The 21,239-nt window shown below is 44.7% G+C and carries 20 protein-coding genes; 10 read left to right on the top strand and 10 right to left on the bottom strand.

What is annotated here, in order from left to right; genetic code table 11:
- Positions 1-57: 57 nt before the first annotated feature.
- Together ACEW8S_RS15415 and ACEW8S_RS15410 are read right to left on the bottom strand one after the other, a co-directional pair.
- Positions 58-435, bottom strand: a complete 378-nt coding sequence (locus ACEW8S_RS15415; RefSeq protein ID WP_373519019.1) for a PUR family DNA/RNA-binding protein — start codon at positions 433-435, stop codon at positions 58-60.
- A 95-nt stretch (positions 436-530) separates the two neighbouring features.
- Positions 531-2,285, bottom strand: a complete 1,755-nt coding sequence (locus ACEW8S_RS15410) for an ABC transporter ATP-binding protein (protein ID WP_373519018.1) — start codon at positions 2,283-2,285, stop codon at positions 531-533.
- 149 nt (positions 2,286-2,434) lie between these two features.
- Here ACEW8S_RS15410 and nusB point away from each other — a divergent pair, with 149 nt between their 5' ends.
- From nusB to ACEW8S_RS15390, 4 genes are all read left to right on the top strand, one after another.
- A complete protein-coding gene (nusB, locus tag ACEW8S_RS15405; RefSeq protein WP_373519017.1) occupies positions 2,435-3,382 on the top strand; it encodes a transcription antitermination factor NusB in 948 nt (315 codons plus the stop codon).
- Positions 3,383-3,515: 133 nt separating this feature from the next.
- Entirely contained in the window at positions 3,516-3,986 is a 471-nt protein-coding gene (locus ACEW8S_RS15400; protein WP_373519016.1) for a DUF1573 domain-containing protein, read from the top strand.
- Between the two features lie 187 nt (positions 3,987-4,173).
- A complete protein-coding gene (yajC, locus tag ACEW8S_RS15395; protein ID WP_373519015.1) occupies positions 4,174-4,461 on the top strand; it encodes a preprotein translocase subunit YajC in 288 nt (95 codons plus the stop codon).
- 56 nt (positions 4,462-4,517) lie between these two features.
- Positions 4,518-5,867, top strand: a complete 1,350-nt coding sequence (locus tag ACEW8S_RS15390; protein WP_373519014.1) for a Gfo/Idh/MocA family protein — start codon at positions 4,518-4,520, stop codon at positions 5,865-5,867.
- Between the two features lie 124 nt (positions 5,868-5,991).
- On the opposite strand, the gene pepT is transcribed toward ACEW8S_RS15390, so the two are convergent.
- Positions 5,992-7,218, bottom strand: coding sequence for a peptidase T (gene pepT, locus ACEW8S_RS15385; RefSeq protein ID WP_373519013.1), 1,227 nt, complete (start codon positions 7,216-7,218; stop codon positions 5,992-5,994).
- A gap of 169 nt (positions 7,219-7,387) precedes the next feature.
- On the opposite strand from pepT, the gene ACEW8S_RS15380 reads away from it, so the two are divergent.
- Entirely contained in the window at positions 7,388-10,246 is a 2,859-nt protein-coding gene (locus tag ACEW8S_RS15380; RefSeq protein ID WP_373519012.1) for a TonB-dependent receptor domain-containing protein, read from the top strand.
- A 170-nt stretch (positions 10,247-10,416) separates the two neighbouring features.
- Here the strand turns inward: ACEW8S_RS15380 and ACEW8S_RS15375 are convergent, their stop codons facing one another.
- From ACEW8S_RS15375 to ACEW8S_RS15365, 3 genes are all read right to left on the bottom strand, one after another.
- Positions 10,417-11,178, bottom strand: coding sequence for a LytR/AlgR family response regulator transcription factor (locus ACEW8S_RS15375; RefSeq protein ID WP_373519011.1), 762 nt, complete (start codon positions 11,176-11,178; stop codon positions 10,417-10,419).
- Between the two features lie 17 nt (positions 11,179-11,195).
- Complete coding sequence (locus tag ACEW8S_RS15370; RefSeq protein ID WP_373519010.1) at positions 11,196-12,242, bottom strand: sensor histidine kinase; 1,047 nt, start codon at positions 12,240-12,242, stop codon at positions 11,196-11,198.
- 147 nt (positions 12,243-12,389) lie between these two features.
- Positions 12,390-12,806, bottom strand: coding sequence for a hypothetical protein (locus ACEW8S_RS15365; protein WP_373519009.1), 417 nt, complete (start codon positions 12,804-12,806; stop codon positions 12,390-12,392).
- Between the two features lie 334 nt (positions 12,807-13,140).
- On the opposite strand from ACEW8S_RS15365, the gene ACEW8S_RS15360 reads away from it, so the two are divergent.
- The 5 genes from ACEW8S_RS15360 (at position 13,141) to ACEW8S_RS15340 (ending at position 18,908) form a co-directional block, all read left to right on the top strand.
- Positions 13,141-14,730, top strand: a complete 1,590-nt coding sequence (locus ACEW8S_RS15360; RefSeq protein WP_373519008.1) for an FMN-binding glutamate synthase family protein — start codon at positions 13,141-13,143, stop codon at positions 14,728-14,730.
- Positions 14,731-14,770: 40 nt separating this feature from the next.
- Complete coding sequence (locus ACEW8S_RS15355) at positions 14,771-17,026, top strand: FUSC family membrane protein (RefSeq protein WP_373519007.1); 2,256 nt, start codon at positions 14,771-14,773, stop codon at positions 17,024-17,026.
- Positions 17,027-17,089: 63 nt separating this feature from the next.
- Positions 17,090-17,845, top strand: coding sequence for a DJ-1/PfpI family protein (locus ACEW8S_RS15350; RefSeq protein ID WP_373519006.1), 756 nt, complete (start codon positions 17,090-17,092; stop codon positions 17,843-17,845).
- A gap of 222 nt (positions 17,846-18,067) precedes the next feature.
- Positions 18,068-18,511: a BLUF domain-containing protein gene (locus ACEW8S_RS15345; protein WP_373519005.1), complete on the top strand. Its 444-nt coding sequence runs from the start codon at positions 18,068-18,070 to the stop codon at positions 18,509-18,511.
- A 178-nt stretch (positions 18,512-18,689) separates the two neighbouring features.
- Entirely contained in the window at positions 18,690-18,908 is a 219-nt protein-coding gene (locus ACEW8S_RS15340) for a hypothetical protein (RefSeq protein ID WP_373519004.1), read from the top strand.
- 129 nt (positions 18,909-19,037) lie between these two features.
- On the opposite strand, the gene ACEW8S_RS15335 is transcribed toward ACEW8S_RS15340, so the two are convergent.
- The 4 genes from ACEW8S_RS15335 to ACEW8S_RS15320 form a co-directional block, all read right to left on the bottom strand.
- Positions 19,038-19,226, bottom strand: a complete 189-nt coding sequence (locus tag ACEW8S_RS15335; RefSeq protein WP_373519003.1) for a hypothetical protein — start codon at positions 19,224-19,226, stop codon at positions 19,038-19,040.
- Positions 19,216-19,803 (bottom strand): zeta toxin family protein, encoded by a 588-nt coding sequence (locus ACEW8S_RS15330; RefSeq protein ID WP_373519002.1) that lies wholly within the window; start codon positions 19,801-19,803, stop codon positions 19,216-19,218. Before ACEW8S_RS15330 ends, ACEW8S_RS15335 begins: the two co-directional genes overlap by 11 nt.
- Before the next feature lie 180 nt (positions 19,804-19,983).
- On the bottom strand, positions 19,984-20,541 hold the full coding sequence (locus tag ACEW8S_RS15325; RefSeq protein WP_373519001.1) for a hypothetical protein: 558 nt from the start codon (positions 20,539-20,541) through the stop codon (positions 19,984-19,986).
- Between the two features lie 491 nt (positions 20,542-21,032).
- On the bottom strand, positions 21,033-21,239 hold a 207-nt coding region (locus tag ACEW8S_RS15320), incomplete at its 5' end, for a type II toxin-antitoxin system HigA family antitoxin (protein WP_373519000.1).

The following is a 21,239-nucleotide window of genomic DNA, read 5'->3' as shown; positions in this document are numbered from 1 at the left end:
CCGATTTGAAGAAGGGAAAAAGATATCAGAAATAGTACAATTTTCATATAGTTTTCCCTAAATATCATCAAAGCTGACATCCGTAAAACTATCGGTAGGTTTGGCTTCCCCGTTTTCACTAGGCCCTTCATCCTCCTTCTTAAAATGCTTTTGATGTCTTTCGGAGATAACTTCCTTTCCTTTTTCATCGATGATGAAGTCCATCATTTCCTCGACATTTTCCCTAAAATCCTCAAAATCTTCTTTATAGAGGTAAATTTTGTGTTTTTTATAGTGAAAAGACCCATCGTCGTGGGTAAACTTTTTGCTTTCGGTGATCGTTAGATAATAATCGCCCGCTTTGGTGCTTCGTACATCGAAAAAATACGTTCGTCTGCCCGCACGCATTACTTTGGAGTGAATTTCCTCCTGGTCTATTGAATTTTTCCCTTCCATCGCTCTACTTGTTGGTTGTTTATCCAAAAGTGGAAAAAAAAAGTCAATTCGACAACAATTTTCTGATTTTCTTTGATTGTATTCCTCTCCTTTCGTTAGGTTACGTTCTCCGATAGTTGTGTAATATACAGCTCTTTGTAGTATCCTTCTTTATTATTTAGCTGTTCGTGACTGCCTTCTTGTAGGAGTTCACCATCTTTAAGCACGAGTACCTTATCGGCGTTCTTGGCCGAAGACACCCGATGACTTACGATGAGCGTGGTTTTATTGTCAGAAGCCTTCTTGAGATTGCTTAAGATTTCTTCTTCTGTTTCTGTATCCACGGCGGATAGGCAATCGTCGAAAAGATAGACTTGTGGATCCTTCAATAAGGCCCGTGCAATGGACACCCGCTGTTTCTGGCCTCCACTGAGGGTAATGCCCCTTTCGCCGAGCACCGTGTCATATCCTTTTGAAAAACCTATGATATTTTGGTGCACTACGGCTTCTTTGGCGGCTTTAACCACTTCTTCGTCCGTAGCGTTTTCCTTACCGAACTTGATATTATTCTTTATGGAGTCGGAGAACAGGAATGCATCTTGCGGCACGGCACCGACGGCCTGCCGTAAGCTGTCGATGTTCAGTTGCCGGATAGGTATGTCATCGATCAAAATTTCACCTGAGGTCACATCATAGAGGCGCGCCACTAAATCTAGAATGGTGGACTTACCAGATCCTGTCTTTCCAAGAATAGCAACGGTATCCCCGGCATGTATGGTAAACGACAGGTTTTTCAAGGCAGTAATTTCCGTATCCTCATAGGTGAAGGTCACATTTCTGAACTCTATTTTCCCATTTATGGGCGTAGTTTCGTGTACGGTATTTACGATATCGGGAGTCTCGAGCAAAAATTCGTTGATCCTTTTTTGCGAAGCTTCCGCCCTTTGCACGATAGAGGTCAACCAGCCGATAATGGCTACGGGCCACGTTAGCATATTGACGTAAAGAATGAATTCCGCAATAACCCCGACCGATTCGATTTCGCCGTCGATAAACTGTTTTCCACCGATGTAGATGACGAAAATGTTGCTGATACCAATCAGCATTACCATTAACGGGAAGAACCAGGCGTCTACCTTGGCCAAATTCATGCTCTTATTTTTGCCCTCCAAAGCGAGCGACCCCAATTCGGCATTGATCCGAGGTTCAAGGGCATAGGCCTTGATGACGGATACCCCTGAAAATACCTCTTGGGTAAAGGTAGACAGTGTGGATAAAAATTGCTGTACGACGGAACTGCGTTTATGGATGATCTTACTGATATGATAGATCAGTACGGACAAGACAGGTAGGGGAATCAGGGCATAGGCGGCGAGTGTCGGTGCCGTTATGAACATAATGGGAATGATACAGACAAAAAGGGTGACCGTATTGATACCGTACATCAAGGCCGGCCCGGTATATAGGCGCACTTGGTTCACGTCTTCACTGATGCGGTTCATAAGGTCGCCGGTGCGGTTCTTTTTGTAAAAATTGAGACTCAACAATTGATAGTGGTCGAACACCTCGTTCTTCAGGTCGTATTCGATATATCGGGAGACGTTGATGATCGTCTGCCGCATCAAAAAGGTGAAAAATCCCGATAACAGGGCGGCTCCGACAATGATAAGAATGAATTTTAAAAGGAGTCCCTCGGCTTCGGACTCCCTAATTTCAGAATCCATAAACTGCTCGACCACACCGATGGATTTGTTTACATAGGATGGCATAACGAGTTGCAACATTCTGGCAATGATGGTAATAAAAATACCTACCAGTAATTTCTTCCAGTATTTTTTGAAGTATTTGTTGAGGTGCTTGAGTTCCTTCATGCAGATGGTCGATGCTTATACTCGGAGTATACATTTTTAATGGGCCAAAGATAACCAAGAAACAAGAATCATGAGCCAAGAAACCAACTTCTTTTCCTATTTTTGCCGCTTGAAAAAGAAGTAATCCTATTCCAAAAGTTCTTTACCATATGTTGACACGACGGCACATTAGAATCAAGGTGATGCAGTGCATCTACGCCCTGACCCAATCAAAGGACGATTCTTTAGAAAAGCAGGAGAAATTTCTGCGCTACAGTATCGAAAGCATGTACAATCTTTATCTGCTGATGCTGAGCCTGATAATCGAAATGCACCAAAGGGCCGGGGAGCAGCTGAAACTGTCGTCGAAAAAGTACTTGGCGACTACGTCCGATACCTATCCCGATCAAGAAAAATTCGTGAACAACAGGCTTTTGCTCCAGTTGGTGAACAACGAGGCGTTGAAAGCGGAACTGAAGAAACGCAAGCTCAAAAACTGGTACCTGAACGATGAGTATGTGAAAATTCTGTACAATGAAACGGTTGAGCATCCTTTGTACTCCGACTATATGTCTTCCGGAAAAAATTCTTACGGGGAGGATAAGGAATTTTTGGCATCCGTTTTCAAGGAAATCATCGCACCGAACGATAAGATTTATGATTATTTTGAGGATGACAAGTTGACCTGGGTGGATGACATCCCCATTGTAAACACCTTTATTTTAAAATTGTTCAAGAAGGCGAACGAAAACCGTCCGACATCCTTTTTTCTTCCCCGATTATTAAAGGATGATGCGGATATGGATTACGCCCAGAAACTGCTGACGAAAACCTTGCTCAGGGATGCCGAATGGACGAAGGAAATCGAAGGGAAAACCCCCAATTGGGACAAAGACCGCATCGCCGATATGGACTCCATCCTCTTAAAAATGGCTATCTGCGAACTTTTGAACTTTCCGACCATCCCCGAAAAAGTGACCATCAACGAATTTTTGGAAATCGCCAAAGAATATTCCACTCCGAAAAGCAGTATTTTTATCAACGGTATTTTAGACAATCTCGTCAGGGAATACAAGGCCGAAAATAAATTGAACAAAATAGGAAGGGGACTTATTTGAGAGGTGCGCAGTACGACCCACTCAATAAAATGAGGACAATTACGTTATGGAGTTGTAAGTAAGTTTTTGATCGACGAAATACAAGTTGATAATTATTCATTAATTTTGTTATTCTAATTAAATAGTATAAACCATGAAAAAAGTAATTTTAGCCCTAAGTACGATTGCGCTGGTGGCCTTTACGTCTTGTAAGGATAATGCCGCGAGCAAAATAAATTCTGACAATGTTGCCGAGGCCGCCCAACGCGATGAGGTCGGCAAGCAGATACCTGTTATGGAATTCGAGGAATCGGAGCACGATTTCGGAACTATCGAACAAGGCACGGCCCAAGAGACCGTATTCAAGTTCACGAATACGGGTAACGCGCCCTTGATCATTACCAACGCAACCAGTTCTTGTGGCTGTACGGTGCCGAACCCGCCAAAAGATCCTATCGCTCCGGGCGAAACTGGAGAATTGGTAGTGAAATTCAACGGATCCGGACAAAATCAGGTGAGCAAGACCATTACCGTAAACGCGAACACAGAAAAGGGTACGGAGATATTGCGGATCAAGGCCTTTGTAAATCCAAAGAACGCCGGTCCTGTAGGTCCGACGTCCTAAAAAATCAAATTCATCTTGAACCCGCCGTTGTATAGGCGAGTTGAAAGATGTACCAGAGTATACTAATTGACTTAAGGCTTGCCGGTAGGCGGGTCTTATGTTGTTTAGTATTGGACTGATAGGTCAAATGATAAAGCCTTCCTTCTAGACCAAAGTAGAACATTAACCAAGAAAATGGAATTAAATAATGGGTGATATAGGACAGTTTCTTCCGATGATCTTAATTTTTGTGGTAGCATATTTTTTTATGATACGCCCGCAAATGAAACGTTCAAAGGATGAAAAAAAATTCGCCGCCGAATTGAAAAAAGGTGATCGCGTAATTACCAAAAGCGGATTGCACGGCAAGATCATGGAGCTGAACGATAAGGATTTTTCCTGTATTTTGGAGACCATGGCGGGAAAACTCAAATTCGACCGCTCTTCCATTTCCATGGAAATGAGCAAAAAGTTGAACGCGCCCGAGAAGAAATAGGAGGCAAGTACAGGAATATTTCAAGCAGCGGCTTTTTGAATCGATACAATAGGATTATGTACCATAACAGAAGAAAGTTCATCAAAAAAAGTACTTTGGCGCTAGCGGGCTCCAGCGCGGCATTCATGTTTCCCATGGAACTTTTGGCCACATTACGCAAACCGGTCGGGGCGAACGATCGTATCAATGTCGGTCTTATCGGCTGCAAGGGCATGGGCTTTAGCGATCTCAGTTCGATGCTGAAAATTAGCGAGACGAACGTAATCGCTCTTTGCGATGTCGATGAGAGCGTGCTGAAGGCCCGTACCGCCGATCTTGAAAAAGCCGGCATCAAAAAACCGATGTGGTACAGGGACTATCGCAAACTTTTGGAAAACAAGGATATCGATGTCGTTATCGTCGGCACTCCAGACCATTGGCATTGCTTGATGCTGACCGATTCCCTGCAGGCCGGCAAAGACGTCTATTGCGAGAAACCCATTGCCAATTCCGTTCAGGAATGTAACATCATGTTGAACTATGCCGGGGCCAGCGACCGAATGGTACAGGTCGGACAATGGCAACGCAGTCAGCCGCATTTTGTCGATGCCATCGATTTTGTCCATTCCGGAAAATTGGGCAATATCCGTTTGGCGAAGGCCTGGGCCTACCAGGGTTGGATGAAACCGGTACCCGTATTGCCCGATACCGCCGTACCGGAAGGCGTGAACTATAAGATGTGGTTGGGGCCGGCGCCCGAAAGACCGTTCAACGCCAATCGCTTCCATTTCAATTTCCGTTGGTTTTGGGATTATGCAGGCGGGTTGATGACGGACTGGGGCGTGCATATGTTGGATTATGCGTTATACGGTATGAAGGCCGGCACTCCCAAATCCGTCATGGCTCTCGGTGGAAAATTCGCTTATCCCGATGATGCTTCCGAAACACCCGATACCTTGCAGACGGTATACGAGTATGATGGATTTTCGATTCTTTGGGAACACGCCACTGGTATCAGCGGGGGTAATTATGGCAGAAACCATGGTGTAGCATTTATTGGCAATAACGGCACCCTCGTGGTCGACCGCAACGGTTGGGAAATTATTCCCGAAGAAGAGTCCCAAGGCGGGGGAAAAAAGGCTATTCCCAAAATTGAGGCCGAATCACATGGTACGGGAGGTGTAAACGGACTCGACCTGCACACCGTTAACTTTATCGACGCCGTAAAAAGCAGGGAAGCTTCAATCTTGAACGCCCCCATCAAAGTAGGCTATGACGCTGCCGTCGTATCCCATATGGGCAATGCAGCCTTTAAGACGGGCAACCGCATTTACTGGGATGAAGCAGCAGGAAAGTTTAAGGAAGAGCAGGCCAATCAATTTTTGAAAGCGAACTATCAGAATGGGTGGAAATTGCCTATGGTTTGACCTGAGGTAAACTCCAAATTAAAAATGGTCCCGAAATCTCGGGGCCAACTTCCAAATAGTGAAGATAGTTTTGTGATTTTCGATTTGGAATTTCCCCTTAGTACAAACGCAATACATAGCGTACCTACCTTCGTGTCGCCACGATTTCGCAAATCTTCACAATAACCTCCACCGCTTTCTGCATGCTCTCAACGGGTACATATTCATATTTTCCGTGAAAATTATGGCCGCCTGCAAAAATATTGGGGCAGGGCAGGCCCATATAGCTTAATTGCGAACCATCGGTGCCACCGCGAATAGGCTTAATGATCGGAGTCACACCGACACGTTCCATAGCTTCTTTGGCAATATCGACGATATGCATGACCGGCTCCACTTTTTGTCGCATGTTGAAATATTGGTCCTTGATCTCTAAAGCGATGCAGTCGCCGTGATCACGGTTCAGCCTGGCAGCGATGTCATAAAGCAGTTGTTTTCGTTTTTCGAATAGCGCTGCATCGTGGTCGCGAACGATCAATTCGAATTCCGCATGTTCGATTTCTCCCTTTAAATGGTGCACGTGAAAAAAGCCTTCCCGGCCTTCGGTGCGTTGGGGCGTTTCCTCCGGGGGTAAAATTTCTAGGAATTCCGTGGCGATGCTGATGGCGTTTACCATCCTGTTCTTGGCGTAGCCCGGGTGTACACCTTTTCCGGTAATGATCACTTTGGCACTTGCGGCGTTGAAATTTTCATATTCCAGTTCCCCTATTTGGCTGCCGTCCAGGGTGTAGGCCCATTCCGCCCCAAATTTATCAACGTCGAAAAGGTGGGCGCCGCGTCCTATTTCCTCATCGGGGGTAAAGCCTATCCGTATTTTACCATGTTTAATTTCTGGGTGGTCGATCAGGTATTCCATGGCGGTCACGATCTCTGTGATGCCGGCTTTGTCATCTGCGCCCAAGAGGGTAGTGCCATCCGTAGTAATCAAGGTCTGTCCTCTATACTGTAGTAAATCCTCAAAATAATCCGGGGAAAGCACGATGTTGTCCAAAGTATTGAGAACGATATCCTGACCATCGTAATTCTCGATGATTTGGGGATTTACGTCCGTCCCGGTAAAATCCGGACTCGTATCAAAATGGGAGATAAATCCTATGACAGGCACATCGGCTGAAATATTGCTGGGTAAGGTGGCCATGATATAGGCATTGTCGTCGATCGTTACCTCTTCCAGCCCAATTTCCTGTAGCTCTTCTACCAGTTCTTCCGCAAAAAGCCATTGTTTTTCGGTGCTGGGCGTAGTTCTGGAATTCGGATCGCTCTGGGTATCGATCTTTACGTATTTCAGAAAGCGGTCTATCAGGTGCTGCATGGGAAACAAATATACATTGCGAGGAGGTATAAATGTACAAAATCGAAGCCGTTCGCAGTAGCTTCAATCCGAGCCACTTGACTCTTTTTATCTAATTTCCTACGTTTAAGTATAATATTTCCTTAAATTTCGCCATATTAATTAAGATAAACTCAAACAACAACACATTATGAAAACAAAATACTTTATGGTTTTGGTTCTATTATTCGGTATCGTCGGCCTTGCCAGCGCCCAGATAACAGGAACCGTATTGGATGATGATGGTGCGCCCTTACCCGGAGCTTCAGTAGTCGTCAAGGGCACAACTACGGGCTCTACCACTGATTTTGATGGTAATTTTTCGATCAGCGCCGAGGTCGGGGACACGTTGGTGGTCTCTTATATCGGTTTCGAAACTATGGAAACCATTGCAGAGGCGGGGGAGATGAGCATACAACTGGCTTCGGGTGTCGCCTTGTCCGAAGTGATTATTGTCGGTTCCCGTGCGCCAAACCGAACAGCCATTGAAAGTGCCGTTCCAGTCGATGTTATCGATATGAAAGAACTGAACAGCGTTGGTCCGCAGGTCAACCTGAACCAGATTTTAAACTACGTGGCGCCCTCGTTTACCTCGAACACGCAAACGATTTCCGATGGTACTGACCACATCGATCCCGCGTCTTTGCGCGGTTTGGGTCCCGATCAAGTCCTGGTGTTGATCAATGGAAAAAGACGGCACAACTCTTCGTTGATTAACGTAAACGGCACCTTCGGCCGAGGTAGTGTCGGTACCGATCTGAACGCGATTCCCGCTGTTGCCATTCAGCGTATCGAAGTTTTGCGCGACGGTGCGGCCGCACAGTACGGTTCCGATGCGATCGCTGGCGTGATCAATATCGTATTGAACAGAACCGTCAATGAGCTCAACACCTCTGTAACCACCGGGGCAAATTTTACCAAAAACGCCAACGATCAGACCGGTGGTGTTGATGGCGAATCGACCAACGTGGCCGCAAGTTATGGCGTACCCTTGGGCGATAACGGCGGCTTCCTCAATCTTTCCGGTGATTTCGATGTACGGCAGGATTATAGTCGGATGAAGGAATGGGAGGGAACGGTTTTTAATCAGTACAACGTTGTCGAGCGTGTTGCCGATGCTGATGGTTATGACATAACCAATTTGTTGGACGATGATGTGACCGATGTCATACAATATGCCAATCAAGCGGGCATCAATTTGAACGGGGCTACCACAAAGGAGGACTTACAGCCTATTCTTGCAACGGATGCTACCGAAGCAGAATTGGCGGCACGCGGCCAGCAGCGTAGCGATTACAACATGCGTGTCGGCCAATCCGCTCTACGCGGCGGTCGATTCTTCGCCAATTTCTCCTTGCCCTTGGACGATAACGGCACGGAAGTCTATTCCTTCGCAGGCCTAAGTTCACGTACCGGTAATTCTGCAGGCTTTTATAGGCTGCCGAATCAAAGCCGGACGTATACTCCCGCCTACATCAATGGATTTTTGCCAGAGATCAATTCCAATATCAAAGATCAATCCCTTTCCGTGGGAATCAAAGGAAAAATCGGGGACTGGGATGTTGATTTGAGTAACACTTACGGTCGAAATGCTTTTCTGTATACTATAGGAAATACCTATAACGCCTCTTTACAACGGGCATCACCCACCATTTTCGATGCAGGAGGATTTTCTTTTGCCCAAAATACCGCCAACCTCGATGTTACCCAATATTTCGACGATGTCATGGCCGGGCTGAACGTAGCTTTTGGGGCGGAATATCGTACTGAAAAGTACGACATAGAAGCAGGTGAAGAACCGTCTTATGCCCAGTATACCGCAAACGGACAGCGAATTACCCTAGCTTCCCAACAGGCATCACAAGATTTCTTCGGTAATGGCAGACCCGGCGGATCGCAGGTGTTTCCCGGATTTGCGCCTAGTAACGAACTTTCGAGAGGTCGTAGTAGTGTGGCCGGTTATTTGGATTTGGAAGCCGATTTCTCTGAAAAGTTCCTTGTCAGTTTTGCCACACGTTTTGAAAATTACAGCGATTTTGGATCGACCATTAATTTCAAACTGTCCACTCGGTACAAGATTACTGATAATCTGAACTTGAGAGGTGCTGCCAATACCGGTTTTAGGGCCCCATCTTTGCACCAAATCAATTTCAACTCTACTTCAACAATTTTTGATAACGAAGGAAACCCACAAGAAGTCGGTACCTTCGCCAATGACAGTAGGGCTGCAAACCTCTTGGGAATTCCCAATCTCAAGGAAGAAACCTCAAAAAGTGTCAGTTTGGGTCTTACCGCAAAAATTCCCGATGCCAATCTGACGATTACGGTAGATGGGTATTATGTTGAAATAGAAGATAGAGTGGTCTATACCGGTCAGTTCGAGGGTCCGGGCACAGGTACTGAGTTGGATAATCTTTTGCGTCAGGCCAATGCGACGGCGGCGTCCTTTTTCGCCAATGCCATCAACACCGAATCAAGAGGTTTAGATGTAGTAGTAACTCATAACGCCAATTTAGGAACCAATTGGAGGTTGAAGTCCGACTTGGCCGGTACTTTTTCCAGGACCAACCAGATCGGCGACATCAACGCATCGCAAGTATTGACCAATGCCGGCTTGGTAGAGACCTACTTTCCGGAAGACAGTAGGGTATATTTAGAAGAGGCCGTACCTAGAGCCAAAGTCAACTTGTCGAACAGCCTGACTTCCGATAAATTGGTGGTCTTTCTAAGAAACGTCTATTTCGGCGAGGTGACCGAGGCTTCTACTATCATTGCGAACCAACAAGTGTTCGATCCGAGAATAGTGACCGATCTATCCGTCGGTTACAAATTCACTGATGCGCTAACACTTACGGTTGGTGCAAACAACTTGTTCGATATCTATCCCGAAAGGGCTTTCGATCAATACGGAAACCGCAGCGATGGCCGCTTTGATTGGTCGCGTAGGGCACAGCAGTTCGGTATCGGCGGGCGATACCTATTTGCAAGGTTGAACCTTACGTTGAAGTAGTTTTAAAAATCACCGAGCATTACAAAGGCTTCCTGAAAAGGTGGCCTTTTTTGGGTGCATATCCTTCCATCCCTAAAAATTCCGTTGGCTTAAAGAACCCAATAAAAACTGGAAGAAATCAGCAAAAAACTATGGAAATTATTCCGGATTCGGAAAACCTTCACGAGAATTCAAGACCCCAACCAATCCTTAAATTCGGTGGCTTTGGCCTTGCTGATTATAATCCGCTCGTCAGAAACGGGCTTTACTTCAACGATAAGTTTTCCGTTAAAATAGGTTTTGAGGTTTACGACCGCATCCTTATTAATAATGAATTGCCGGTTTGCCCTATGAAAAAGATGGGAATCCAATTCTTCTTCGATATCCTCAAGTTTGTCGTCAACGGAATAGGCTTTATTATCCGAGGTAACCGCTTTTACGACCCCCGTATCGATTCTGAAATAGGCAATTTTTTCGGTTTTCAGGGGAATCAGCTCGTCGCGGCGGCTGACCAGAAAAGTGGTCTTGAATTTCTTGCGCTTGGTCTGTATCAAATCTAGAAGTCCCTCAACCTGTTGATCATCGATTCCTTTTCCCTTGTTCTGTACTTTGAACTGTTGCAGGGCATCTGCCAGTTCGTCTTTGTCAATAGGTTTCAGCAAATAATCGATGCTATTGAACTTAAATGCCTTTAGGGCATACTGGTTATAGGCGGTCGTAAATACCACGGGAATATCGATGCGCGCCTGTTCGAAAATCTCGAATGAAATGCCGTCGGCAAGGTGAATATCCATAAACACCAATTCGGCATCATGGGATTTGGAGAAAAAATCCAGAGATGATTTGACGGAATCCAAAACGTTTACCACTTCGATATCCTTGTCTATGGAATGTAGCAAATAGGTAAGATTCTCACTAGCCGCCAGTTCATCTTCTATGATCAGCACTTTCATCTTGGATCTGTTTGATGTTAGGTCGATTCCTTGGTTTTAAGGACCAAAGGCAGGTCAACGACAAAGGTATTGTTTTCGGCACGTACCGTGACTTCTTTTTTGAGTAGCAGTACGTATCTTTTTTTTAGGTTTAAGAGACCGTTTTTTGTACCCTCTTTCAATACCGTTCTCGGTTGGATGGGGTTTTCAACATAGATGGAGTCCTCTTTGGAGTAAATACGGACGGTCAACGGATTTTTTGTCGAGATTTCGTTATGCTTTACGGCATTTTCCACTAACAACTGTAACGCCAAAGGCGGAATTTCAAGATCTAGATACCGGTCATCAATGTGCATATCGATCGAAAAACGATCGCGGTATCGGGTGCGGATCAGGTGCGTATAACTTTCAGTAAATTTCAGCTCCTCCCTGACGCTCACCAAATCGCTTTCGCCACTTTGTAGGATATACCGGTACATATGGGATAGTTTCTTCACGAACTTTGTGGCCTTTTCGTTTTCACGGATCAAGGAAGTCAACGAATTCAGGGAATTGAACAGAAAATGCGGATCGATCTGGTTTTTTAAGGCCATGAGTTCGTTCTGCAAACTCTGCTGTTTGAGGCGTTCGTTCTCTATGCGGCTCTCTTGCTTATCGGTCTGCAGGCGCAAAATCCGACCGATAAAGAAAAGGGCGATCAGTAGGTTGGCGTAGGTGAAATTCAAAAATCCGACATCGCGCTGTTCGATTTCCGTTTGCAAAATAATAGGGTATAGAAACTTGAACAGGAAAAGGGCGAGCAGCATTACGAAAATATTGACCACGACCAAAACGGCCATTCTCATTTTGGTAGACCATTTGTTTTTGGCGTATCCGAGATTGGCGTTGAGCTGTAATATGGCCCAAGCGAACAAAAAGAAGAAAACCAGACGATACAGAAGATCTAGAAGCCAGATCTTAGAAAACCCCAGATTTCCCTCACTGATCATTTCGTATAAAAAAATGGTTTTTGGAAGGGATGCCAAAACGGCTATCAATATAGCTATCTTGACAATTGCGGATTGTTTGACTTGTGTTAGGGCCATGGAAAATCGCTTTTGAGGGGATGTTTCAAAGGTACGTTAAATTTCAGGGGATGTATGGGAAGTAGCATGAAACGGAATGGTTTTGAAAAAGTTAGGCTCCCAAATATGATTCGGGAGCCTAATTTTTAATCCATCCACATTCCTGATTTATCTGGAATAGGCGTTGAAATTGTTGGGAAGATAATTCTGGACGTTAAAATCCAATTCTACTTCTTCCTCTTCTTCGATGTACTCGATATCATCAAGCTCGATTACCATACCTTCATACGCATCAAAACCGATGGGCAAGTACTTGGCACTGTTAAACCCAAGCTCGATTTCTTCTTCGTTTTCTACAAAAGTGACGTCCGTCAAATCTGCTTCCATACCTTTATAGGCATTGAAGCCTTCGGGAAGATATTGTGCCGTATCGAAGTCCAATTCGAAATCTTCTGTCGGTTCGATATACGTAATATCGTCTATCGGTAACGGTTCGCAATTGGTCTTGCAATCGGGTTTTCCGGAAAATGACATTAATAGCGTACCTAAAAGGGCAATACCTAAATATGTTGTTGCGTTTTTCATGATTATATTTTTATGTTGTTAAACTTCATTTTGTTTTCTGATACAAATATACGGGCGTATCCCCCCTGAAATTGGGACTTTTCAGGCGAAACGTCTACATTTGGGAGTGAAACGCCCAATTCGGCAGGTGAAGTGTATTGGAATTTTTTGCGGTGGAGGTCGGGCGGGCAATTTTCAAGAACCGGCAGATTAAGGTGATATTCCTAATTCATGCTAATTTTGAAGAAAAAAACGAACGAAAATCATATATTCCCAGAATACTTTTAAAATATTGGCGATACCGTAGAATATAGAACCTATTCTTACCTTTGTCGCATCCAAAATAAGCTAGGTTATGAAAGTCCGTGAGTATTTTATCCTAATTTCCGTTGTGTCGGTTGTTCTTATCGTAGGTATCGCTACGGTGTGGCCTCCTGTGTTGTGGTGGTTTATACTGATAGGTCCCTTGATCGTAATGGGCATATTCGATATCGTCCAGAAGGATCATGCGATTCGCCGGAATTTTCCATTGCTCGGAAGGTTCCGTTATATGCTGGAATCGATACGCCCTGAAATCCAACAGTATTTTGTGGAAACCGATACCGAGGGCAGACCTTTAAACCGCATACTGAGATCACTGGTCTATCGGCGCGCCAAGGGCTTGACCGATACCGAGCCTTTCGGTACGCAGATGGACCTGTATCATTCCGGTTACGAGTGGATGGAGCATTCCATGTACGCCAAGAACAATCCCAAAGAGATCGGGGAGTTCCCACGATTGAAAATCGGGGGCAAGGACTGTTTACAGCCCTATTCTTCAAGTCTTTTGAACATTTCGGCCATGAGTTTCGGTTCGTTGAGCGACCGGGCTATTCTCGCTATGAACAAAGGCGCCAGAATGGGAAACTTTGCCCACAATACGGGCGAGGGCGGTATTAGCGAGTACCATCTGCGGCACGGCGGCGACCTGATATGGCAAATTGGAACGGGTTATTTCGGTTGTCGCAATGATGATGGTACTTTTAATGATGAGACTTTTCGCGAAAATGCCACTCGGCCCGAGGTAAAAATGATTGAGATCAAATTGTCCCAGGGCGCTAAGCCCGGTCACGGCGGTATTTTGCCCGCAATTAAGAATACCGAGGAGATCGCCAAGGTGCGGCACATCAAACCGGGTATTGCTGTACATTCCCCACCATCACATTCCGCTTTTGCCGATCCGATACAGTTCATGTACTTTATTAAAAAACTGCGTGATCTTTCCGACGGCAAACCGGTCGGATTCAAACTCTGTCTGGGTAGAAAACAGGAATTCATGGATTTCTGCGAGGCGATGATATATACCGAGATACAGCCCGATTTTATTACCGTTGACGGCGGGGAGGGCGGCACAGGAGCCTCGCCCGTAGAATTTTCGAACACTATGGGCATGCCGCTGCGCGAAGGCCTGATCTTTGTACACGATACCCTTGTAGGTTTCGGACTGCGCAAAGATATCAAGGTAATCGTAGCGGGTAAGATCATCACGGGATTCCATATAGCGCGTGCTATCGCCTTGGGTGCCGACGGCTGTAACAGTGCCCGTGCCATGATGCTGGCCGTAGGGTGCATTCAGGCCCTGCAATGCAATATGAACACCTGCCCGACCGGGGTCGCCACTCAAAACAAGTCGCTCACGAGAGGCTTAGTGGTCGAGGACAAGGCGGTGCGGGTAAAAAACTTTCAACAGGCTACGGTACACAGTCTTTTGGAACTGGTCGCCGCTGCGGGCCTGAACACGCCCAATGAACTCGATCGCAGTCATATCAGTAAGCGGGTAGGTATGTACAACATACAGACCTATGACGAGATCTATCCCTATATGCAGGAAGGTTCTTTGTTGGAAATCGATACCATTCCCGATAATTACAAACGTTATTTTCAATTGACGCGAATCATGAAGTAGATAAGTATAAGCAGTATCTTTACCCCATGACCGTTCCGTTTTGAGACCATTTTCACAAAAGCTTTCCGAAGGTTCTAAAGAGCTGTTGCAGTTCTTGAAGAGTACCAATTTCTCGAAGGCCATACTGATAGGTATCGCAGTAACGATACCCATTGTACTGGGTATATGGTCAGACCATTTTGAAATCGGCTTGGCGCTTTGCTTCGGTGCATTTTGGAGTTCCCCCAGCGATGTCAGCGGCAGTTATCGGCATAAGAAGTACGGGATTCTTTTTTCCGCCCTTTTGGCCATGGTCGTCAGTTTTATTGGCGGCTATCTACATTTTAGTCCACTGCTTCTTGTGCCTGTTCTGGGGGTTCTCGTTTTTGCGATTTCTTTCCTTGCCATTTACGGTTTTCGGGCATCCCTAATCAGTTTTTCCGGATTATTGGCGTTGGTATTGAGTTTTGCCCATACTGTCGAAACACTCGAAATCTATCAGTATGCCCTTTTGATCGGTTTAGGCGGACTCTGGTATTTGCTTTTGTCAACACTTTGGTACCATTTGAATCCAAAGGCGCAGACCGAGGAAATCTTGTCGGAAACGTTCTTGCTGACCGCCCGATATCTTGAAACGCGCGGCAAATTAGTGGGACACCATACAGACCGCAAAAAGTTACAATCCAGGTTACTGACCTTACAGAGCGAGTTGACGGATACTCATGAGACCCTACGGGAGATTCTGATCCAGTCGCGCACGCGCTCGGGAAAATCCAATTACCAAGGCAAACGGCTATTGGTCTTTGTTGAGCTTATCGACATCCTGGAAACGGCGATGGCCAATCCCGTGCAGTACGACAAGATGGATGCCCTTCTCGAAGAACATCCCGAATATATCAAAAGCTTTCAAGACCTGATTTTCGAAATAGCGCGACAGTTGCAGGTTATCTCAGAAGCGGGAGAGAATGCCCGTAAATACCCATCCAACAAAAATCTTACGGCATGCTTTGAAAATGTAGCACGCCATATCGAGACCTTTAACGAGAACAAAGCGCATACCGATTATCGGGAGTATCTGATATTACAGAATCTATACGAATACCAAGAAAAGCAATTCGAAAAGCTAAAACGCATAAAATGGCTTTTGGGTGATCCCGAGAACGAAAGCATCGACTTTATCGATAAAGAGGTTTCGAAACGTTTTATCGTCGATCAAGACTACGATCCCAGACTTTTGCTGCGCAATCTCAGTTTTAAGTCCACCATTTTCAAACATGCCTTGCGTATGGCGGTAACCATCATGGTCGGGTATGGGTTGGGTGTTTTTTTGGATTTCCAGAACCCGTATTGGATAATGCTGACCATTATCGTTATCATGCGGCCCAGTTACGGCCTTACCAAAACCCGTACCAAAGACCGTATCATCGGAACGCTCATCGGCGGCGCCATCGCATCGGGACTGGTTTTTTTGATCGAAGATCCCTATGTCTACGGCGGTTTGGGCGTTGCGTCTTTGGTGGTCGCCTTTTCCATGGTTCAGAAAAATTATAAGGCGTCAGCGACGTTCATTACCTTGAGTGTAGTGTTTATCTATGCCATTATACGTCCCGATGTGCTGACCGTCATCCAGTTCCGTATATTGGATACGCTGATCGGTGCCGGCCTGTCTTTTCTTGCCCTGAGATTTCTATGGCCAGCCTGGAGCTTTTCGGAAATCGGTACAACTATCGAGAACAGCATCAAGGCCAACAAAGCCTTTCTACACTGTATCGCCGAATATTATCAACAAAAAGGGAAGGTGTCGACCAGCTACAAAGTATGTCGTAAAGAAGCGTTTTTGGAAACCTCAAACTTAAGTTCCGCTTTTCAGCGCATGGCACAGGAACCCCGATCGAAACAGAAAAATATCGATAAGATATACGAATTCGTAGTACTGAACTATACCTTTTTATCGTCGTTGGCCTCGTTAAGCACCTATATTCAGCAGAACAATACGACGGAAGCCTCTGAAACTTTTTCGACAAGTGCGCAGAAAATAGCGGATAATTTGGCACAGGTGCTTCAGTCTTTAGCGGATAAAAAGCGTAAAGTATCCTACGATATTCCGGAGGATGGATTGGTTTCGACCGATGCCTCCAAGATATGGCAGCAAAAGTACGAACAGCACTCCAATGTCCGCGGTGCCACTAAACGGAACCGTCAGGAGGCCCATTTGGTTGCCGAACAGATGCAATGGCTTTTTTCGTTGAGCGGGAAGATGTTGCGGTTGGTAGGGGAGGTTTTACCTGAACATCATGAAGGCAGGAACGGGAATTGATAAGCTTCGATTAATTTAGCATAAGTAAGCGCTTAATTATAATCTCAAAAAAATATAAAGAAAATGGTAAACTTCAGAATCCTAGCAACATTAATTTCCATACTATTTCTGATCAGTTGTAATCCCGAAAAATCAAATGCCGGTTCTGCAAGTGAAGCGGTCGGCCAATTAGAAAATAAGACGGACACCCTCACAGAACACCTAAAACCCTTCAATACGGAACTGCCGACCATCGGACTTTTGATGTACAACGGTGTGCTACAAAGCGAGGTTATTGCCACATCCGATGTTTTCGCAAAACCCAGCGAGGACGGAAAACAGCTTTTTAATGTGGTTTCGATAGCGGAAACCGAAGAGGCCATTACGACTGAAGAGGGAATGCATTTTATCCCGGATTACACCTTTGAAAATTGTCCGATGCTAACGGCACTTTTTGTACCGAGCGCCTATGACATGTATGCGCAGGTGCATAACTATAAGATCGTAGGTTTCATCAAGGAAAAGAACAGGGAAACCACGTATACCGTTAGCAATTGCGCGGGCGCGCAACTCATAGGGGCTTCCGGAATTGCGGACGGACATAAAATCGTTACTTGGATCGGGGGTGGCGAACAATTGCAAAGGGACTATCCGAATTTAAAGGTACAGAACGATAGCTTGGTCACTTTTGTGGAGGACGGAAAATTCAGTTCCTCGAACGGGAATTTGGCAAGCTACATATCCGCATTGAACTTAGTGGAAAAAATGACCGGCCCGGAACATAGAAAGTTTGTCGAAAGCTATCTATATCTGAACCGGCTTCAGAATTGGAATAAATAGCCGATCTTTTAAAATAGCGCACCAAAATCGCAAATCTCTAATCGGCCATATGGTAATTCAAGCTTGCAGCGTGCCTTTTTGCCAAGGTCATATCAGGTGCTTAGGACTTAAACCGTAAAAAATCCGCAATTCGGTCAAATTTAGTGGCTATTTTGCTATTTAGGCCTATCGTTTTTATAAGGGTTTTGTTTTCTTTGTCCTCTTTATTAAATGGGAAAATCAATGATCTATGAGCTAACCTATGAATCCGTTGCTAAAAAGGGATTGCTTACAGCGGAAATCGACGAAATTCTGGTAACCTCAAGAGCGAGGAATGCGAAAAGTGGTATTACGGGATGTTTGGTGTACTACAACCGCCGATTTATTCAAATTTTGGAAGGTAATCAGCGGACCATACAAGAACTTTATCAGAAAATCGAAAATGATGATCGGCATGTACAAGTACGAATAATCGCCGAGAACGCCGTTGAAAAAAGAACCTTTCCCGATTGGGGAATGGCGTATTTTCCGATAGATGAAGGTAGCGTCAGCCGCAGCGAGCTCGAGCAGTTTAGACGGAACCTGAAATTGTTGGCCGATTTCTCGAAACCGGAGAGTGTGACCAGTATTCTGTTCTGGGTAAAGGTCAAAAGCCTGATGGCCGAACCTCCTGGTTTCCCTCTATAGGCTAATCTACTGGACTGTGCCTATCGTTGGATGTGAGGCTCTTTTTAGGGGTGTTAGAGAGTAAAATGGTAGTAAAAGTATTCGTCTATCCCTGTCCGTTTAGATTTTTTTAAGGCCATTGTCAAGATGAAGGCCAGACCGGTTAAAAACGGTATAACCAAAGCTCAAAACCGCCTCAATGAAAACCAATCAAGTCAATTCCTTACTCCTGAAAGAGGTCATTGCCGATATTGCCGAGGCTTTCGGTGTCGGATATTCTACGAACTGTGATGAATACATCCTCTTTTTGCCGCCAGATATCGGGGAAGGATGCATACGGGGCATTAATTTCGAAAACGGTCTCGGTATCCTACAATACGATTGCACCTTTGTTGAGGAGGATGCTCTTTGCCCTTAGGAGGATGTTCCCCATGGCCTTGGTATCGTGGTTCCCGGTCACTGTGACTCGTAGCGTGCAAAAAAGCATTTACTTTTCGCTATAGCACGAGCCAGCTAATGAGCCTGACCCTCTCGTTAAAGAAACGACCTAGCTATGAGCTATATACGTTGTTGTGGGTAGTATTTTTTCGGGCTGTATTTCCATTATAACTCCGTCTTTCTCAATAATTAATGGACTCTTCTTATACTTTTTAAATTCCACCAATTTCTGATAGGACCTTTCCAATCCTGTAAGGATTTTTTGTGTTTGTTCGTCAATTTTATTTTTACTTCCCATCGTATTTCGTTTTTAATTGATTCCAAATTTTGTCGATGTAGATTTTCTCGTCCGATTGTTTTTTTTGAGCTATCAACTTATATGGTTCGCCCGAATTTTCTATAAACAACCACTCATCCACAATCGGTCTGAATATGTTGAAGAAGTTCTTCAGTCCATTTTCGCACCTTTTTCTGATAACTTTCTCTGGAATATTATGTCCACCTTCTTTTACCCGAGTTTCAACCCTTTTTATGGCTAAATCCTGTGAGCTTAAATAAAAGAAAATAAGGGTTACCGAATATCCGTTTCTTTGGGCATCTTCCACCAAATTCTTGTAACTTTTGGTTGAAAGAGTTGTTTCAAATGCAAAATCCTGTCCTTTGCTTATAAGAGATTTGATTCTTTGCAGCATTAATCGGCCAGCTTGAATTCCAGCTTTTTCAGGCCGGAATGGCGAAAGTCCCCGTGCAATTTCATCTGCGTTCACAAATTCGTTACAATCCAATATTTCGGGTAGGATAGTGTAAGAAGCCGTCGTTTTTCCTGCTCCGTTACATCCCGCAATTATATTGTATGGAACTCCTTTTGTGAGCATGTTCCAAATAATTACCGCAAGTTTTCTTGCTGTGGCACTTATGGCCGTTGCCCTTCCTTTTTTGTAATTTATTCTTCTGAAAAAATCTGCCAGATGTTCTTCTTTTAAATTCCCGATTGCGTTGGCGGCAAGTATAAATACTATTTTAAGTCTATTGCTTCCTTTTTGGAAGATGGTGGCTCAATACTTTTCCCCCACTGATTTTGTTGTTCGGGGCCAACCTGAGCCAAGGGTGAATTGTTTTGAGGACCCGAATTTTTTAATTCCTTCCAATCCTATCTCGCTTATGATCGCCATTATGGTGGCGTCATTTACATCTTCGATCGCCATTAGATCGACACCTTCAAAGTACTGATAGGATATTTGGGCCATATCCAGGTCCCTGATCGTGTTTTTGTTTTTTCTTTTGTGTGGTTTTTTATCGACAATATGCTGTTTTTTAGTATCATCATTATCGATGACCTCTTCAAGGTGTTCCTTTATTTGCCCGTCTACTTCGATAATTTGCCTTTGAAGATGGAGATAGGTTTCCCACTCCTGTTTTAGGGCAAAAAAGTAATCGTCCCTGCCATTGTACTGGAGTGCTTTGGCAATTTCCCCTTCTAATTTCCGGCAATTATAGTGACGGTGCCCTGCTAATTTTTCCCCTGAATTTTCTCCGCCGATAAATGCCGAGATTATTTTGGTCCCGGTAAGTCCCACAATATCGCTTACCACTATATCCAGTCGCATGTTCATCAATCGTACCTTGGCCTATACAAAACTGTGCAAGACCATGAAGCCCAATAGGGCAATCATCAGAATTGCCAAAAAGCTATCCAACAGGGTCCGATATGTATGGAAGAACCAAGTGAAATATGAAATTCACCTATAGCCCTATGGGTTGGGAAACCGTTGAACTGAGCTACAGCTCCCCTAACGGGATGTCTGTTCGACAGAGTGTACGGCTCCCATCCTATTTTCCATAATACAAGAATGCAGCCATGCTCCGGTATCGGTCTATTGATAGAAGTCTGAGAATTAGGTTTATTTTAGGTCTTTAGAAATCAAACTAAACAGGTCGTCAAACCAACCTAATGGAATTGATATGGCCCAATTTTAGAATTTTAGGAGAATCCTTGGTTTTTAACATAGAAGTTCAGTTTACACCCTCTATTGATTAACTTTAGAGAACTGGACTAGGGCTTTTCGTAGGAGCCATTGTTATCTGCTGGCCTTTCCGCTGTTGCTTAGTATTCTTGAATTAGAACTTCCGTTGGAATGTGCAGATTCGCACTTAATTTTCTGATCATGTCCAAGGTCAATTTGCGTTTATTGTTCATAATTTCGCTTACCCGGCTCTTAAAACCGACCATTTCGACCAAATCTTTTTGTTTCATTCCCATTTGTTCCATTCTAAATTTAATGGCTGAAATCGGGTCGGGCATTCCGATCGG

Source organism: Pricia sp. (genome assembly GCF_041745955.1).
Classification (GTDB): Bacteria; Bacteroidota; Bacteroidia; order Flavobacteriales; family Flavobacteriaceae; genus Pricia.
Note: the sequence above shows the minus strand (reverse complement) of the source record. Positions and strands in the feature narration are given on the sequence as shown.

What these genes read in the sequence shown, in the direction of transcription:
- pepT (WP_373519013.1), bottom strand. Translation starts at nt 7,218, where the DNA reads ATGCAGCACCTGATAGACCGCTTTCTGAAATACGTAAAGATCGATACC.
- ACEW8S_RS15335 (WP_373519003.1), bottom strand. Translation starts at nt 19,226, where the DNA reads ATGGGAAGTAAAAATAAAATTGACGAACAAACACAAAAAATCCTTACA.
- ACEW8S_RS15400 (WP_373519016.1), top strand. Translation starts at nt 3,516, where the DNA reads ATGAAAAAAGTAATTTTAGCCCTAAGTACGATTGCGCTGGTGGCCTTT.
- ACEW8S_RS15380 (WP_373519012.1), top strand. Translation starts at nt 7,388, where the DNA reads ATGAAAACAAAATACTTTATGGTTTTGGTTCTATTATTCGGTATCGTC.
- ACEW8S_RS15370 (WP_373519010.1), bottom strand. Translation starts at nt 12,242, where the DNA reads ATGGCCCTAACACAAGTCAAACAATCCGCAATTGTCAAGATAGCTATA.
- ACEW8S_RS15340 (WP_373519004.1), top strand. Translation starts at nt 18,690, where the DNA reads ATGAAAACCAATCAAGTCAATTCCTTACTCCTGAAAGAGGTCATTGCC.
- ACEW8S_RS15345 (WP_373519005.1), top strand. Translation starts at nt 18,068, where the DNA reads ATGATCTATGAGCTAACCTATGAATCCGTTGCTAAAAAGGGATTGCTT.
- nusB (WP_373519017.1), top strand. Translation starts at nt 2,435, where the DNA reads ATGTTGACACGACGGCACATTAGAATCAAGGTGATGCAGTGCATCTAC.
- ACEW8S_RS15365 (WP_373519009.1), bottom strand. Translation starts at nt 12,806, where the DNA reads ATGAAAAACGCAACAACATATTTAGGTATTGCCCTTTTAGGTACGCTA.
- ACEW8S_RS15360 (WP_373519008.1), top strand. Translation starts at nt 13,141, where the DNA reads ATGAAAGTCCGTGAGTATTTTATCCTAATTTCCGTTGTGTCGGTTGTT.
- ACEW8S_RS15410 (WP_373519018.1), bottom strand. Translation starts at nt 2,285, where the DNA reads ATGAAGGAACTCAAGCACCTCAACAAATACTTCAAAAAATACTGGAAG.
- ACEW8S_RS15375 (WP_373519011.1), bottom strand. Translation starts at nt 11,178, where the DNA reads ATGAAAGTGCTGATCATAGAAGATGAACTGGCGGCTAGTGAGAATCTT.
- ACEW8S_RS15390 (WP_373519014.1), top strand. Translation starts at nt 4,518, where the DNA reads ATGTACCATAACAGAAGAAAGTTCATCAAAAAAAGTACTTTGGCGCTA.
- ACEW8S_RS15350 (WP_373519006.1), top strand. Translation starts at nt 17,090, where the DNA reads ATGGTAAACTTCAGAATCCTAGCAACATTAATTTCCATACTATTTCTG.
- ACEW8S_RS15325 (WP_373519001.1), bottom strand. Translation starts at nt 20,541, where the DNA reads ATGAACATGCGACTGGATATAGTGGTAAGCGATATTGTGGGACTTACC.
- ACEW8S_RS15330 (WP_373519002.1), bottom strand. Translation starts at nt 19,803, where the DNA reads ATGCTCACAAAAGGAGTTCCATACAATATAATTGCGGGATGTAACGGA.
- ACEW8S_RS15415 (WP_373519019.1), bottom strand. Translation starts at nt 435, where the DNA reads ATGGAAGGGAAAAATTCAATAGACCAGGAGGAAATTCACTCCAAAGTA.
- yajC (WP_373519015.1), top strand. Translation starts at nt 4,174, where the DNA reads ATGGGTGATATAGGACAGTTTCTTCCGATGATCTTAATTTTTGTGGTA.